This is a genomic window from Rhodobacter lacus (assembly GCF_042683065.1).
Taxonomy (GTDB): domain Bacteria; phylum Pseudomonadota; class Alphaproteobacteria; order Rhodobacterales; family Rhodobacteraceae; genus Rhodobacter; species Rhodobacter lacus.
Window position 1 is genome coordinate 174,552 of record NZ_JBHUIX010000009.1, and the last position, 15,032, is coordinate 189,583.

12 protein-coding genes and 1 tRNA gene are annotated in these 15,032 nt (G+C 66.2%); 5 read left to right on the top strand and 8 right to left on the bottom strand.

Annotated elements, in window-relative coordinates:
- The first annotated feature begins 147 nt into the window (after nt 1-147).
- Nucleotides 148-780, top strand: coding sequence for a hypothetical protein (locus ACFSM0_RS08500; protein ID WP_377389272.1), 633 nt, complete (start codon nt 148-150; stop codon nt 778-780).
- Between the two features lie 83 nt (nt 781-863).
- Here the strand turns inward: ACFSM0_RS08500 and ACFSM0_RS08505 are convergent, their stop codons facing one another.
- The gene (locus tag ACFSM0_RS08505) at nt 864-3,035 is read right to left on the bottom strand and encodes a malate synthase G (protein WP_377389275.1); all 2,172 of its coding nucleotides are present in this window, start codon (nt 3,033-3,035) and stop codon (nt 864-866) included.
- Between the two features lie 155 nt (nt 3,036-3,190).
- Here ACFSM0_RS08505 and pepN point away from each other — a divergent pair, with 155 nt between their 5' ends.
- The 4 genes from pepN to ACFSM0_RS08525 all read left to right on the top strand — a co-directional run bounded on the left by pepN (nt 3,191) and on the right by ACFSM0_RS08525 (nt 9,006).
- The gene (pepN, locus tag ACFSM0_RS08510; RefSeq protein WP_377389278.1) at nt 3,191-5,737 is read left to right on the top strand and encodes an aminopeptidase N; all 2,547 of its coding nucleotides are present in this window, start codon (nt 3,191-3,193) and stop codon (nt 5,735-5,737) included.
- A 187-nt stretch (nt 5,738-5,924) separates the two neighbouring features.
- Nucleotides 5,925-7,442, top strand: coding sequence for an Asp-tRNA(Asn)/Glu-tRNA(Gln) amidotransferase subunit GatB (gene gatB / locus ACFSM0_RS08515; RefSeq protein WP_377389280.1), 1,518 nt, complete (start codon nt 5,925-5,927; stop codon nt 7,440-7,442).
- Nucleotides 7,443-7,561: 119 nt separating this feature from the next.
- Nucleotides 7,562-8,524: a DUF808 domain-containing protein gene (locus tag ACFSM0_RS08520; RefSeq protein WP_377389282.1), complete on the top strand. Its 963-nt coding sequence runs from the start codon at nt 7,562-7,564 to the stop codon at nt 8,522-8,524.
- Nucleotides 8,521-9,006 (top strand): YdcF family protein, encoded by a 486-nt coding sequence (locus tag ACFSM0_RS08525; protein WP_377389285.1) that lies wholly within the window; start codon nt 8,521-8,523, stop codon nt 9,004-9,006. Before ACFSM0_RS08520 ends, ACFSM0_RS08525 begins: the two co-directional genes overlap by 4 nt.
- On the opposite strand, the gene ACFSM0_RS08530 is transcribed toward ACFSM0_RS08525, so the two are convergent.
- The 7 genes from ACFSM0_RS08530 to ACFSM0_RS08560 form a co-directional block, all read right to left on the bottom strand.
- A complete protein-coding gene (locus ACFSM0_RS08530) occupies nt 8,990-9,223 on the bottom strand; it encodes a hypothetical protein (protein WP_377389288.1) in 234 nt (77 codons plus the stop codon). The two genes, ACFSM0_RS08525 and ACFSM0_RS08530, sit on opposite strands and share 17 nt — an antisense overlap.
- A gap of 90 nt (nt 9,224-9,313) precedes the next feature.
- Nucleotides 9,314-9,886, bottom strand: coding sequence for a PqiC family protein (locus tag ACFSM0_RS08535; protein WP_377389291.1), 573 nt, complete (start codon nt 9,884-9,886; stop codon nt 9,314-9,316).
- An 11-nt stretch (nt 9,887-9,897) separates the two neighbouring features.
- Nucleotides 9,898-11,955: a PqiB family protein gene (locus tag ACFSM0_RS08540; RefSeq protein ID WP_377389293.1), complete on the bottom strand. Its 2,058-nt coding sequence runs from the start codon at nt 11,953-11,955 to the stop codon at nt 9,898-9,900.
- A gap of 47 nt (nt 11,956-12,002) precedes the next feature.
- On the bottom strand, nt 12,003-12,641 hold the full coding sequence (locus ACFSM0_RS08545) for a paraquat-inducible protein A (RefSeq protein WP_377389296.1): 639 nt from the start codon (nt 12,639-12,641) through the stop codon (nt 12,003-12,005).
- Nucleotides 12,608-13,234 carry a paraquat-inducible protein A gene (locus ACFSM0_RS08550; protein ID WP_377389298.1) on the bottom strand — a complete coding sequence of 209 codons (627 nt, stop codon included), beginning with the start codon at nt 13,232-13,234 and terminating at the stop codon, nt 12,608-12,610. The genes ACFSM0_RS08545 and ACFSM0_RS08550 overlap by 34 nt, the downstream gene beginning before the upstream one ends.
- Nucleotides 13,235-13,323: 89 nt before the next feature.
- Nucleotides 13,324-13,397, bottom strand: a tRNA-Gly gene (locus ACFSM0_RS08555).
- Between the two features lie 60 nt (nt 13,398-13,457).
- Entirely contained in the window at nt 13,458-14,951 is a 1,494-nt protein-coding gene (locus ACFSM0_RS08560) for an FGGY family carbohydrate kinase (RefSeq protein WP_377389301.1), read from the bottom strand.
- Nucleotides 14,952-15,032: the final 81 nt, after the last annotated feature.

The following is a 15,032-nucleotide window of genomic DNA, read 5'->3' on the forward strand; positions in this document are numbered from 1 at the left end:
ACCTGTTGCCCAATTTTTTGAAGCGCGCATCTTTTAAAGACACGCCTGCAAACAGACAGAATCGAGGCACGATCACGGAGTTCATTTAGTTGCGAGGGGGGTATATTGGAGCATTCAGATCAAGACGCGCATTTGATGTTGAGAACCATGTTTGCGATCAACATGGAGCGCCTCAAGGAGCGCATTGGCAAAGAAACGCTTGTGGTCTGCGGTGCCGCGCGCGGAGCGACCTCTGTCGTCGCTTATCTCCTTTACGAGATGGGGTATTTTATCGGCAAGGATCTGGGCCCGCGCAATTATGAAGACAGGGCGTTTGCACGTGTGATCCCGCCGAGGAGATTTCTCGGACGAACCCTTGCGCGGTCTGCCGCGTTCACGGATCTTGTCGCGGCCAGAAACCGCGATCACGCCCGCTGGGGCTTCAAGGCTCCCTTGGCGTGCGAACATATTTCAGAGCTTTCGACGGTGTTGCGAAACCCTGTTTTCGTGATTTGCGTCCGAAATCCGCTCGGGGTTGCACGCTCCGTGCTCACACGGGAAAAGCGCTTTACGGGGGGTGTTTTTGACGCGATCCATATTTCCAGAGCCTATATGGAGGCAATAAAGGCGTTGCAAAAGTTGCAAAACGCGCCCGCGCTTTTGATCAACATGGATGCTGCGGTGCTGACACCAAAGATCTTCTTGGCCGAATTTTCGGAGGTGTTGAACCTATCGGGCGATTTCGCCGCTCTTGAAAAGGCGATCAGAAAACCCGGTTACAAGGAGATTCAGGCCCCATAAGGCCCGGCGCAGGTTTGCTGCGCCGGGGGAGGCGGTGCGCGGCTCAAAAGCAGAAGGCAGCGCCACTGGCGCCGCCTCAGCCATCAAGCGGTGGGGTGCGCTTCCTTTTTGACCTGCGCGCGGCGCTGGTGCAGCACCGGCTCGGTATAGCCCGAAGACTGGATATGGGCGAGAAACACCAGATCGCAGGCGGCCTGAAAGGCGAGCCCGTCAAAATTGGGCGCCATCGGGCGGTAGGCGGGGTCATGGGCGTTTTGCCGGTCCACCACCTTCGCCATCTTGCGCAGCGCCTCCATCACCCGGCCCTCGCTCACCACCCCATGATGGAGCCAGTTTGCGAGCGCCTGCGCGCTGATGCGCAACGTGGCGCGGTCTTCCATCAGGCCGACATCATGAATGTCGGGCACCTTGGAGCAGCCGATCCCCTGATCGACCCAGCGCACCACATAGCCCAGAATGCCCTGGGCGTTGTTCTCGATCTCTGCGGCGATCTCGGCCTCGGAATAGTTGCGCCCGGCGGCAAGCGGGATCGTGAGCAGGTCGTCAAGCCGTTCGGGCCGGGCCAAGGCCGCAATCTCGCGCTGGCGCGCCTTCACGTCGATGCGGTGGTAATGTGTGGCGTGCAGTGTCGCCGCAGTGGGCGAGGGCACCCAGGCGCAATTTGCCCCGGCCATCGGATGCGCGATCTTCTGGCTCAGCATCTCGGCCATGTTGTCAGGCGCGGCCCACATGCCCTTGCCGATCTGGGCGCGCCCGGCGAGCCCGCATTTGAGGCCAATATCGACATTGCGGTCCTCGTAAGCCGCAATCCAGGGCTGCGATTTCATCTCGCCCTTGCGCAGCATCGGCCCGGCTTCCATCGAGGTGTGGATCTCGTCGCCGGTGCGGTCGAGAAAGCCCGTGTTGATGAAGGCAACCCGGTGCCTGGCGGCGCGGATGCACTCCTTGAGATTGACCGAGGTGCGCCGCTCCTCATCCATGATGCCAAGCTTGACGGTATATTGCGGCAGGCCCAGCACCTCTTCAACATGGGTGAAGACGGCATCGGCAAAGGCCACCTCTTCGGGGCCGTGCATCTTCGGCTTCACCACGTAAATCGCGCCGGTCTCGGAATTGCGCGGCCCTTCGGTCTTTTTCAGATCATGGAGCGCGCAGAGCGTGGTGACCATGGCATCAAGAAGCCCCTCGCAGACCTCGCGCCCGTCGCGGCAGCGCACCGCCGGGGTGGACATCAGATGGCCGACGTTGCGCACCAGCATCAGCGCGCGGCCCTTGAGGGTGAGCGTGCCGCCATCGGGGGCGGTGAAGCTGAGGTCGGGGGCGAGCGCGCGGGTGAAGGTTTTATCGCCCTTGGTGACCGTTTCGGTCAGCGTGCCCTGCATCAGCCCGAGCCAGTTGCGATAGGCAAGGGTCTTGTCCTCGGCATCGACAGTGGCAACGGAATCCTCACAATCCATGATCGAGGAGACGGCCGATTCCAGCACCATATCGGCAATGCCTGCGGGGTCCGATGCGCCGATCCGGTGCGCGGGGTCAATCTTCAAAATGATATGCAAGCCATTGTGCTTGAGCAGAATTTCCGTGGGCGCCTCGGGCGCGCCGCGAAAGCCTGCACATTGCGCGGGGCTTGCGAGCCCGGTTTCCTCGCCTGCCACCTCGGCAAAGAGCCCGCCATCGTGAAGGCGCAGCTTCGAGGCCCCCGCCCAGGAGCCCGCAACCAGCGGACAGGCGTCGTCGAGGAACTTTTTCGCCCAGGCGATCACCTTGGCGCCGCGCGCGGGGTCATAGCCCGGCGATTTTGGCGCCGCGCCCAGTGCATCGGTGCCGTAAAGCGCATCGTAAAGGCTGCCCCAGCGCGCATTCGCGGCATTGAGCGCATAACGCGCATTGGTGATCGGCACGACAAGCTGCGGGCCGCAGACGCAGGCAATCTCCGGGTCGGTGCCGCGCGTCTCGATGGTGAAATCAGGCCCCTCGGGCACAAGATAGCCGATCTCGCTCAAAAACGCGCGATAGGCGCTGGCGTCATGGCCTTGGCCGCGGTGATGCAGATGCCAGTCGTCAATCCGCGCGCCGAGCGCCTCGCGCTTGTCCAGAAGCGCGCGGTTCTTCGGCCCGAAATCGTGGATCAGCGCAGAAAGCCCGGCCCAGAACTGCCCCGGCGCAACGCCGCTTGCGGGCAGAGCTTCGGTCTCCAGGAAAGCGGCCAGCTCTTCGGCCACCTGCAAGCCTTCGCGCTCAACGCGGTTTGTCATACTGCCCTCCCTGTTCTGGGGCGGTATCTTGTGCTTCCAACCGCCTCTGTCCAGCGAAAAGCGAAACCGGGTCTGCGTCCCGCGGTGGCAGGAGGGCATCTTGCCGAGGGGGCGATGCGCACCTAGCTTGAGGGCAACATGAGCGCGAGGATGATATGGACGGCGTGACGCTTCTTTCCGACTACAAACCCTATCCTTTTGAGATCGAACATATTTCCATGACCTTCCGATTGGCGCCGGAGGCAACGGTGGTGCGCGCGGAGCTGAAGCTCGCGCCGCGGGCGGGGCGCGCCGATCTGCATCTTGATGGCGAGGAGCTGACCTTGCGCGAGATCTCGCTCGGCGGTGTGCCGCTTGCGCCCGAGGCCTATGCGCTCACCAGGACCGGGCTCACGATCCCGGCAGAGCACCTCCCCGAAGGCCCGTTTGTGCTGGCGACCGAAGTTGTGATCGCGCCCGCAAAAAACACCGCTCTCGAGGGGCTTTACATGTCGAACGGCATGTATTGCACGCAATGCGAGGCGGAGGGGTTCCGCAAGATCACCTTCTACCCCGACCGCCCCGATGTGATGGCGCGCTTCCATGTCCGCATCGAGAGCGACCTGCCGGTGCTTTTGTCAAACGGCAACCCGGTGGCGCAGGGGCCGGGCTTTGCCGAATGGGATGACCCCTGGCCGAAGCCCGCCTATCTCTTCGCGCTCGTCGCGGGCGATCTGCGCGCCACGTCGGGGCAGTTCACCACCGCCTCGGGGCGCCGGGTCGATCTCAATATCTGGGTGCGCCCGGGCGACGAGACCCGCTGCGATTTTGCGCTGGCCTCGCTGCAGCGCGCGATGAAATGGGACGAAGAGGCCTACGGGCGCGAATACGACCTCGATCTCTTCAACATCGTCGCGGTTGACGATTTCAACATGGGGGCGATGGAGAACAAGGGGCTGAACATCTTCAACTCGAAGCTGGTTCTGGCCTCGCCCGAAACCGCGACCGACACCGATTACGAGCGCATCGAGGCGGTGATCGCGCATGAGTATTTCCACAACTGGACCGGCAACCGGATCACCTGCCGCGACTGGTTCCAGCTGTGCCTGAAAGAGGGGCTGACGGTCTACCGCGACCAGAGCTTCACCCGCGATGTGCGGCTGGGCGCCTTGAAGCGTATCGACGATGTGGCAGCGCTGCGCGCGCGCCAGTTCCGCGAGGATGCCGGCCCCTTGGCACACCCGCCGCGGCCCTCAAGCTACAAGGAAATCAACAACTTTTACACCACCACTGTTTACGAGAAGGGCGCCGAGGTGGTGGGCATGCTGGCGCGGCTTCTGGGCCCGGAGGGCTACCGCGCGGCGCTTGATCTCTATTTCGAGCGCCATGACGGGCAGGCCTGCACGATCGAGGACTGGATCACGGTGTTCGAGGATGCCTCGGGGCGCGATCTGAGCCAGTTCAAGCTTTGGTATATGCAGGCGGGCACGCCGCGGCTGCGGGTGGCCGAGCGCTTTGAAGACAGCACCTATACGCTTGAGTTTGAACAGGAAACGCCCCCGACCCCGGGCGAGGCGGAAAAGCCTCCGCGGCATATTCCGATTGCGGTGGGGCTGCTTGGCCCCAATGGCGACGAGCTGCGCCCCACCGAAATGCTGGAGATGACACAGGCGCGGCAGAGCTTTGCCTTCGAGGGGCTTCCGGCGCGCCCGGTGCCCTCGATCCTGCGCGGGTTCTCGGCGCCGGTGCTGCTTGAGCGCGCCACCCCCCCCGCCGAACAGGCCTTCCTGCTCGCCCATGACACCGATCCGTTCAACCGCTGGGAGGCCGGGCGCAGCCTTGCGCGCGAGACGCTGATGGCGATGGCGGAAGGCGGCGCGCCCGCGCCCGATTACCTTGAGGCCGTGGGGCAGATGCTCGCGGATGAGGGCGCCGATCCGGGCTTCCGCGCCGCGTGCCTGCGGCTGCCGGGCGAGGATGAGATCGCTGCGGCGATCGCCTCGAAAGGCGTGGCCGCAGACCCCGATGCAATCCATGCCGCACGCCGCACGCTGATGGAAACGCTCGCCCAAAAACATGAGGCGGCGTTTGTTGCGGCCTATGAGGGGGCGGCGGTGCTCGGACCCTACAGCCCCGATGCGGGCCCGGCCGGAAAACGCAGCCTGCGTCTGGCAACGCTCGCCTTCCTCGCCACCCGCGATGGCGGCGCGCGCGCGCAGGCGCTCTTCGATGCGGCGCAAAACATGACCGAGAGCCTCGGCGCGCTCTCGGTTCTCGTGGCCGAGGGCGGGGCGGCGGCGGCGCTCGCGCGCTTTGCCGCGCGCTGGGGTGCCGAGCCGCTCGTGATGGACAAATGGCGCTCGGTGCAGGCCGTGTTGACGCCGCCCGAGGCGGCAGCCGGGCTGGTGGCGCGGCTTGCCGCCGATCCGGGGTTCGAGTGGAAGAACCCGAACCGCTTCCGCAGCCTGCTGGGCGGGTTTGCCGCCAACCACGCGGGCTTTCACCGCGCCGACGGGGCGGGCTATGCGCTTTATGCCGACTGGCTGATCCGGCTCGATCCGCTCAACCCGCAGACCGCGGCGCGGATGTCGACCGCTTTTGAAACCTGGCGGCGCTATGATGCGGCCCGGCAGGCCCATGCAAAAGCCGCGCTCGAACGGATTGCCGCCACCCCGGGCCTCAGCCGCGATTTGGCCGAGATGGTCGGGCGGCTCGCGGGCTGAAAGCGCCGGGGCGCTGCCCCGGACCCCGGGATATTTGAAGCAAGATGAACCCCGCCCTTTCATCTTGCCATAAATATCCCGGGGGTGTGGGGGCAGCGCCCCCACGCGATCTTTTCAGGGCGTGCCCGCATCTTGCCCCGCGCCTGCTCCTGTCCTAGAAGGGCTCAAGCCAGATAGGGAACATGCAATGCTCGATCACCTTGCCTTTACCGCCCCCGAGCCGAAAGTCATTGCCGGTGCGAAAAGCGACTGGGAGCTTGTCATCGGCATGGAGGTGCATGCGCAGGTGGCCTCGAACGCCAAGCTTTTCTCGGGCGCCTCGACCACTTTTGGCGCCGAGCCGAATTCGCACGTTGCCTTTGTGGATGCCGCGATGCCCGGCATGCTGCCGGTGATCAACGAATTTTGCGTGGCCCAAGCGGTGCGCACCGGGCTGGCGCTGAAAGCGGGGATCAACCTGCGCTCGGCCTTTGACCGCAAGAACTACTTTTACCCCGACCTGCCGCAGGGCTACCAGATCTCGCAGCTTTATCACCCGATTGTGGGCGAGGGCGAGATCATCGTCGACATGGGGCCGGGCGTGGCGCGCAAGGTGCGCATCGAGCGCATCCACCTTGAGCAGGATGCGGGCAAGTCGATCCATGACATGGATCCGAACATGTCCTTTGTCGATCTCAACCGCACCGGGGTGGCGCTGATGGAGATCGTTTCGCGCCCCGACATTCGCGGCCCGGAGGAGGCGGCGGCCTATGTGGCCAAGCTGCGCCAGATCCTGCGCTATATCGGCACCTGCGATGGCAACATGCAAAACGGCAACCTGCGCGCCGATGTGAACGTGTCGGTCTGCCGCCCCGGCCAATATGAGAAATATCAGCAAACGCAGGATTTCTCGCATCTGGGCACGCGCTGCGAAATCAAGAACATGAACTCGATGCGGTTCATTCAGGCCGCTATCGACTATGAGGCGCGCCGCCAGATCGCCATTTTGGAAGATGGCGGCAGCATCGTGCAGGAAACCCGCCTTTACGACCCTGACAAGGGCGAGACGCGGAGCATGCGCTCGAAAGAAGAGGCGCATGACTACCGCTATTTCCCCTGCCCGGATCTGCTGCCGCTCGAGATCGAGCAGGCTTGGGTCGATGACATCGGCGCCGCGATGCCGGAACTGCCCGACGAGAAAAAGGCCCGTTTTGTCAAGGATCTGGGCTTGAGCGAATATGATGCCGCGGTGCTCACTGCCGAGGTCGAGAATGCCGATTACTTTGAGGCCGTGGTTGCGGTCGCCGAAGATGGCAAGCTCGCCGCGAACTGGGTGATCAACGAGCTGTTCGGGCGGCTGAAAAAGGACGGGCTCGAGATCGGGCAAAGCCCGGTCGCCCCGGCGCAACTTGGCGCGATCATCCGGCTGATCAAATCCGACAAGATCTCGGGCAAGATCGGCAAGGATCTGTTCGAGATCGTCTTCACCGAAGGGGGCGAGCCCGAACAGATCGTGGAAGCGCGCGGCATGATCCAGGTCACCGATACCGGCGCGATTGAAGCTGCGGTGGATGCGGTGATTGCGGCCAACCCCGATCAGGTGGAAAAGGCAAAGGCCAATCCAAAGCTGGCCGGCTGGTTTGTGGGGCAGGTGATCAAGGCCTCGGGCGGCAAGGCCAACCCGAAGGCGGTCAACGACATCGTCGCGCAAAAACTCGGTCTTTGAGTAAGGCGCCCCGCGGGGCGCCTTTTCCTTTAAGGGCAGGCGGGTCGGGAAACGGCAGGGCAGCCCTTGTTGCTGCGCGCCCGCATCCTTACCTTGGCCCGGACACAGCGGAGCATTAAATGAGCGGTCTTCTTGCGCTTCTGGATGACGTGGCGGGCATTGCCAAGATTGCCGCCGCCTCGGTCGATGATGTGGCGGGACAGGCGGCCAAGGCCGGTGCGAAGGCCGCGGGTGCGGTGATTGATGATGCCGCGGTGACGCCCAAATATGTGCATGGCTTTGCCGCGGCGCGCGAGCTTCCCATCGTGGGCAAGATCGCGCTCGGCTCGATCCGCAACAAGCTCGTGTTCCTCCTGCCCGCGGCCCTGATCCTTTCGGCCTTCGCGCCCGGCGCGATCACGCCGTTGCTGATGCTCGGGGGGGCCTATCTCAGCTTTGAGGGCGCCGAAAAAGTGCTCCACGCTTTGCGCCCCGGCCACGGCAGCGCCGCAGATGCGCCCGAGCCCGCCACCGATCCCGCGCATCTGGAGGAAGCAAAAGTCTCGGGCGCGGTGAAGACGGATTTCATCCTCTCGGCGGAAATCATGACCATCGCGCTTGCGGCTTTGCCTGCGGGCGGTTCGGTCTGGACCCAGGCGCTTGCGCTCGCGCTCGTCGGCATCGGCATCACGGCGATTGTCTATGGCGGGGTGGCGCTGATCGTGAAGGCCGATGACATCGGCCTCTTTTTCGCGCGCAAAGGGCGGCTGCGCCTCACCCGCGCGCTGGGGCGGGGCCTTGTGGGGGTGATGCCGGGGTTTCTGAAACTGCTCATGGTCGTGGGCACCGCGGCGATGCTCTGGGTTGGCGGCTCGATCCTCACCCATGGCGCGGCAGAACTCGGGCTCGGGGCGCCCTATGCGGCGATCCATCACCTCGCCGAGGCGGTGGCGGCGCGCGCGCCCGAAGCGGTGGCCGAGGCGCTCTCATGGGCGGTAACGGCGCTGTGCGATGGCCTCGTGGCGGGGGGGCTTGGCGCGGGGCTGGTGGGGCTTTTCAACGGCATCGTGCGGCCGCTGCGGCGCCGGTTCCAGCGCGCATGAGCGCACCGGTTGCCATTGTTCTTGGGGCGCGGATCGCGCCCGATGGCACGCCCTCTGCGGCGGTGGTGCGCCGCACGCGCCATGCGATTGCGCTTTATCGGGCGGGGGAGGTGTCGCACCTCGTGCTGAGCGGGGCCGCTTTTGACGGCGCGCCGAGCGAGGCCGCGGTGATGGCGCAGCTCTGCCGGGCCGCGGGGGTGCCCGAGGTGGCGCTGACGCTGGAGCCGCGCGCGCGCACGACGCGCGAAAACCTCACCTTTTCGGCGGCGCTTGTGCCCGGCGCCCGGCGCGTGGTGGTGACCGACGCGTATCATGCGGCGCGCGCGGCTTTGGCCGCGCGGCAGCTCGGGCTGGCGGTGGTGCTCTCCTGCCCGCCAGCGCCGGAGCTTGCGCCGCGCCAGCGCCTCAAGCTTGCGCTGCGTGAGGCGCTGGCGCGGCTCTGGTATCGGCTGCGCTACGGCCGTTTCAGCGCGACACGCTGACGCGCAGAAAATCGCCGCGCGGCGCCTGGAAGATCTGCACAAAAACGCAGGCGCCCCCGGCCATGATGTCGCGCGCGGCGGCGGGCTCCATCGTGCCGTTCCTCACCATCTGCTCCATCAGCGCACGGGTCTTGGCATCGCTGAACAGCGGATACCATTCATCGCCGCGCTGGGCGATGCCGAAGGTGTGGAAATTCGCCCGGTCTTGGCGCAGCACCTGCCGCTCTTCCTCCTCAGATGCGCTCCGCGGTGAGCCTGGGCCGGGGGGCCGGCAGACCCAAGCGCGAAGAGATCTGAGGCGGCGGGGTTATTTGAGCGCGGCGATCTGCGCGGCGAGCTGTTGCAGGGCTTGGGCCTGCGCCGCCGCCACGGTGGCCGGATCACTGTTGGCCAGCGGCACGGTGATCGCGAAGGTGCGGGCCACATCCTGCCCCGCGCCCATGACCGGGGCGACGAAATATTGCCCGGTCAGATGAAAGAGCCCGTCTGCCCCGGCAAGGATCTGTGCCACCCGCACCTCCAGCCGCCGGTCGGGGGGGGCGCTCAGCGGCCAGGGCTCGGCCACGGCGGTCGCCCCGCTGATTTGCGAGATCTGGCTTGCCAGCACGCGGGTGATCGCAGCGCCGGGCGCATCGGCCCAGAGCGCGTCGGTTTTGGCGCGCAGCGCGCCGCCGGGCTCCTGCGCGGTCACCTCTGGCGCGGTCGCATATTGCGGCAGCACCACCTCGCGCAGCTCGACCCGGCCCAGCCGGTTGGGCAGATGCTCGGCGGGGGCGGGCGGCTCGATCAGGTAGAGCGCATCATCGCCGCTGCAGGCCGTGAGCGTGGCACAAAGCACGAGCGGGAGCGCCTTGCGGATCAACGAGGGGTGGGGGCGCATCGGATGATCTCCTATCGGCCGAGAATGAGCGATTGCGGATTGCGTTGCAGCATCCGCACGAGCGTATCGAACGAGGCGGCGGTGGCGCGCAACTGGCGCAGCGCCGCCACGGTTTCGGTGTTGAACTCGGAGCGCGCGCCATAGCTTGCCAGCACCCCGTCAAGATCGCGCATCACCTCTTCGAGCTTTTTGCTCAACTCGGGCAGGCGCGCGCTGGCCTCGGCCACGGCATCGGCGGCCTTGCGCGCCGAGCCAAGCGTCTGGTTGATGTTTTCTGTGGTGCCCCCCTCCTGCAGGTCTTTCAGCATCACGCTCAGCGCATCAAGCGAGCGTGTGAGCGCCGCAGGAAGCCGCGCCATGTCGTCCGAGCCCGCGAGCCGGTTCAGCGTCGCGGTCAGATCGGCGGCGTTCCGGGTGATCTCGTTCAGGGGCAGCGCATTCGCCTTTTCGCCCAGCCCGGTGAGCGTGTCGACAAGCTTTGGCACCCCCGCCACGCTCTCTGTCACCGCATCCGAGGCGGCACTGGCCCGGTCCATCGCCGCGCCGACGCTCGCCACGGTGCCCTGCCGGTTCAGATCCGCCATGAACCTTTGCGTCTCTTCCAGCGCGCCGCGCAGCGCCCCGGGCGCGGCCTGCAGATCGGGCGCGCCGATCACGCCGCGCGCATCCTCGATCAGCGCGAGCAGCGCGCCGGGGGCGTTTTGCGTATCATCCTGACCGATCAGCTTTGTCGTGGTGTCGAGCAAAGAGATCCCCGAATCCATCAACTTCTCGATCGGAAGCGCATTGAGCCGCGCAATCACCCCCTCGGCAGAGGCGGTGAAATCAGAGATTTCGGGCGCGGTCGAGGGGATCACCGGGTTCGGCTGCACCTCGGTTTCCAAAAGCGCGGGCGGCGCCTTTTCGACCGCGACCAGCTCGACCACGAGCGAGCCGCCCAAAAGGCCTGCGCTCGCGACCCGCGCGCGCAGGTTCTTTTGGGCCACCTCGTCGGACAGGAAGGCCAGCACATCGGCGCGGTCCGCTCCGGGGGCGAGGCCGAGCCGCTCGGGCGTAACCGCAAAATCGACCCGCTGCATCACGCTCGCGCCGCCGTCGGGCGAGGGCACATTGGCGATGCCGATATTGGTGATCTCGCCCACTTTCACGCCGCGCAGGTTGACCGGATCGCCGGTTTTCAGGCCCCGCACCGAACCGTCAAGATAGATCGAAAGGGCCACCCGCGCCTCGGTCGTGTCTGAAAAGATCGAGTCGCGCGCCGTGGTCTCGTCGTCGAAAACACTGAAGGCCTGGCCGCGGCTGACCGGCTGACCGCCCGAAACCGGCGTATCGAACTCGACGCCGCCCTGAATGAGCGAGGAGAGGCTGCGCACATTGAGCTTTACCCCCGAGGGGCCGAGCGAGACGGAAAAACCCGAGGTGTTCCAGAACAGGCTCGAGGTGGTGAGGCGCTTGTCATAGGGCGCCTTGATGAAGGCGTCGATCACCACGCCGTCGCCCGTTTCGTTCACGCGCAGATCGCGCAACTGCCCCACCGTGATGCCGCGGTAAAGCACGGGCGCCCCCTCGATCAGCGAGCCGCCATCGGGCGCGGTCAGCCGCACCCAGCTGCCCGAGCCGGGCGGCGCGCCCAGCGGCTCGCGCTCAAGCCCGGTGATGACCGCGGGCGCGGGGCCGGAAAAATTCTTGTCCCACAGCCCCTCGATGAAGACGCCCGAGAGCACCGTGTCGAGCCCGGAAATGCCGTTGAAGCCGATCTGCGGCTGCACCACCCAGAAACGCGCATCCTTGTCGATATAGGGCGCCATGTCCTTGTCGATCCGCACGGTGACGAGGGTCGCGGTGAGATCGGGGGTGAACCTCACTTTTTCGACCTTCCCCACCACCACCTGACGGTATTTGAGCACCGATTGGCCCGGCACCAGCCCCGCGGCATCGGTGAAGCTGATCTGGATCGGCACGCCGCGGTCGTGAAAGGTTTTCCACGCCACGCCCAGCGAGACCACAAGCGCCACCAGCGGCACCACCCAGACCACGGAGATCCGGCTCAACAGTCCCGGTGCAGACACGGTTTGATCCGGGCGGGCCGGGGTGAGGGGAAGATCGGACTCGTCGCTCATGCCTGCGGGCCTTGGTCTTTCTCCCAGATCAGCCTGGGGTCGAAGCTTTGCGCCGCCAGCATGGTGAAGGCGACCGAGAGGGCAAAGAGGGCCGCGGCGGGCCCGGGGTGAATTTGCACGACAAAGCCGAGTTGCACCAGAGAGGAGAGGATGGCGACCACGAAAACGTCAACCATCGACCAGCGTCCGATGAACTCCATGATCTCCAGCAACCGGTGCCGGCGGTGGCTTGACAGCGTCGCATGCGAGCGCAGGCTCAGCGCCAGCACCGCGATGGCGATGAATTTGCCGATCGGCACCAGCACCGAGGCGGAAAAGACGATCAGCGCGATTGCCCATTCGCCATAATGGACAAGATCGACCACGCCGCCGAGGATGGTGTTTTCGGCGGGCGCGCTTCCCACGGTGGCGGTGCGCAGCATCGGGTAGAGATTGGCGGGGATGTAACAGATCAGCCCCGCGCCCATCCAGGCCCAGACACGCTGCAGCCCGAGCGTGCCGCCCGGATCGAGCCGCGCGCCGCAGCGGCGGCAATGCGTGGTCCCCGCAGGCGAGACGCAACCGCAGGCGCGGCAGCCCACAAGCCCCGCGGCGCGGGCGGTCAGCGCTCTTCGGGGCTGTCGATCACGGTCCATATCGTCCAGTCATTGAGCAGGTTGTTTTGCAAGGTGACCACCGCGACCATGAGGCCAAAGGCCCAGAACGCGGGGCCAAGGCTCACGGTGGCGAGCCCGGCGATCTTCACAAGCGCCACCACCGCGCCGACGACGAAGATTTCCGCCATCGACCAGGGCTGGATCGCCTCTGCCAGCCGGAACGCGCGGCGCGCCTGCGGCCATGCCGGGCGCCCCTGCGCGAGCGGCCAGAGCGTATAGATCAAAAGCGCGACCCGCAAAAGCGGCAGCACCACGATCAGCGCCATCACCGCAAAGGAGAGCGGCAGCAAGATGCCTTCGGAAAAGGCCATGGCGGCATCAAAGACCGAGCTTTCATGGCTGATGCCGCCCGCCGAGATTTCCAGAAACGGAAAGAACACCGCGCCGATCATCAAGATCGCCACGGTGAGCGAGAGCGCGATCACCTGCGCCACGGTGCGCGCGCGCGGCGCATAGAGCAGGTGATGACAGCGCGGGCAGCTTTGCCGGACCCCTTCCTCAAGCGGGGCGCGGGCGATCAGCAGATCACAGGCGGGGCAGGCGATCAACGCATCAAGCGGCGGCAGATCCACTGGCGCATCCGGGGGCAGGGCGGGCGAGGACATGGGGCCATGGTAGCGAGGCGGAAGGGCCGCGAAAAGCCTGAAATCGGAGCGAGGGCTGGAGCGGGTGACGGGAATCGAACCCGTATCTCTAGCTTGGAAGGCTAGGGTCTTACCATTACACAACACCCGCGCTGGCCGCCCTGATACATGGCGCGGGCGCGCCATGCAAGAGGCGGGGGCGCTCGGGGGCTCAGATCGCGGTGGGCAGGAGCGTGCGCGCCAGGGCATCTTTCCAATGCGCGCTGAGTTCCGCGCGGGTATCTTGCGGCATCGTCGGGATCAGCGGCGGATCATGCGGCTCAAGCCCGGCCACCGTCTCGGCATCGGGCCAGAAGCCGATCGCCAGCCCCGCCAGATAGGCCGCGCCCCGCGCCGAGGCATCGGTGCTTTCCGAGGTTGTCACCGGCTGGTCGAGAATATCGGCCACGCGCGCCATCAGCTTGCGGTTCCGGCTCGGCCCGCCATCGACGAAGAGCCGCCCGATCGGGTGATCGGAGCCCGCGCGCACGATCTCGAACACATCGGCGACCTGAAACGCGAGGCTGTCGAGCGCGGCGCGCGCCACATGGGCACGGCCCGACCCGAAGCTCAGCCCCGAGATCAGCCCGCGCGCCGTGGCATCCCAATGCGGCGCCCCAAGCCCCACATGCGCGGGCACAAGCGCAACACCGAGCGCGCTGTCCACGGTTTCGGCAAGGGCCACGAGGTCATCGACCGCGCCAAGCCCGAGCAGATCCGCCGTCCAGGGCAGGATCGAGGCGGAAACGAGGATATTGCCCTCGAAGGCATAGGTGATGCGCCCGCCGATCTTCCAGGCGATGGTGGTGGTGAGCCCCTTCGGAGGGGCGACAAAGGCGGGCACGGTGGTCATGATCGAGGAGCCGGTGCCGAAGGTCACCTTGCCGTCGCCGGGCCGGGTGGCGCCGTGGCCGAAGAGCGCGGCATGGCTGTCGCCGATCGCCGCGGCAACGGGAATGCCGTCGGGCAGGCCCGCAACGCCCTTGGTCACGCCAAAGACATGGGCGCTGTCGTGCACTTTGGGCAGCACTGCCGGGGCGATGCCGAAAAGTGCGCAAAGCGTCTCGTCCCAGCGCCCCTCGGCGAGGTTGAAAAGCTGAGTGCGCGACGCGTTCGAGGCATCGGTCGCATGCACCGCGCCGCCGGTGAGCTGCCAGATCAGCCAGGCATCGACGGTGCCTGCGCAGATCGTGTCTGCCGCGCGGCCTTGTGCATGGGTCTCCAGAAGCCAGGCGAGCTTGGTGGCGGGGAACATCGGATCGAGCGGCAGGCCGGTGCGGGCAATCACCTCGGCCTCGTGCCCGGCCGCGCGCAGCGCCGCGCAGGCGGCGGCGGAGCGGCGGCATTGCCAGGTGACGACGGGGCCGAGCGGCGCCCCCGTGGCACGGTCCCAGATCAGGATCGATTCGCGCTGGTTGGAGATCCCGATCGCGGCGATCTCGGCGCCGGGCGCCCCGGCCACGCAGGCGGATATCGCCTCAAGCGTTGCCGCCCAGATCGCCTGCGCATCTTGCTCCACCCAGCCCGGCGCGGGGTGGCGGATCGGCACCGGCCCCGCGCCGCTTGCGCGCACCCGCCCCGCAGCGTCAAAGAGCACGGCCTTGGAATTGGTGGTGCCCTCGTCGATCGCAAGGATCATGCGCTCGGAGGGGGGGAGCTTGGTCATCGGGACGGCCTTCGGCAGGGGGCGGATCGCCCGGGCGGCGCTGGTCCGGCCGGGCTTCCGGGCCGGACGGGCGCCGGTCGG

What these genes read in the sequence shown, in the direction of transcription:
- ACFSM0_RS08500 (WP_377389272.1), top strand. Translation starts at nt 148, where the DNA reads ATGTTTGCGATCAACATGGAGCGCCTCAAGGAGCGCATTGGCAAAGAA.
- ACFSM0_RS08505 (WP_377389275.1), bottom strand. Translation starts at nt 3,035, where the DNA reads ATGACAAACCGCGTTGAGCGCGAAGGCTTGCAGGTGGCCGAAGAGCTG.
- pepN (WP_377389278.1), top strand. Translation starts at nt 3,191, where the DNA reads ATGGACGGCGTGACGCTTCTTTCCGACTACAAACCCTATCCTTTTGAG.
- gatB (WP_377389280.1), top strand. Translation starts at nt 5,925, where the DNA reads ATGCTCGATCACCTTGCCTTTACCGCCCCCGAGCCGAAAGTCATTGCC.
- ACFSM0_RS08520 (WP_377389282.1), top strand. Translation starts at nt 7,562, where the DNA reads ATGAGCGGTCTTCTTGCGCTTCTGGATGACGTGGCGGGCATTGCCAAG.
- ACFSM0_RS08525 (WP_377389285.1), top strand. Translation starts at nt 8,521, where the DNA reads ATGAGCGCACCGGTTGCCATTGTTCTTGGGGCGCGGATCGCGCCCGAT.
- ACFSM0_RS08535 (WP_377389291.1), bottom strand. Translation starts at nt 9,886, where the DNA reads ATGCGCCCCCACCCCTCGTTGATCCGCAAGGCGCTCCCGCTCGTGCTT.
- ACFSM0_RS08545 (WP_377389296.1), bottom strand. Translation starts at nt 12,641, where the DNA reads ATGGACCGTGATCGACAGCCCCGAAGAGCGCTGACCGCCCGCGCCGCG.
- ACFSM0_RS08560 (WP_377389301.1), bottom strand. Translation starts at nt 14,951, where the DNA reads ATGACCAAGCTCCCCCCCTCCGAGCGCATGATCCTTGCGATCGACGAG.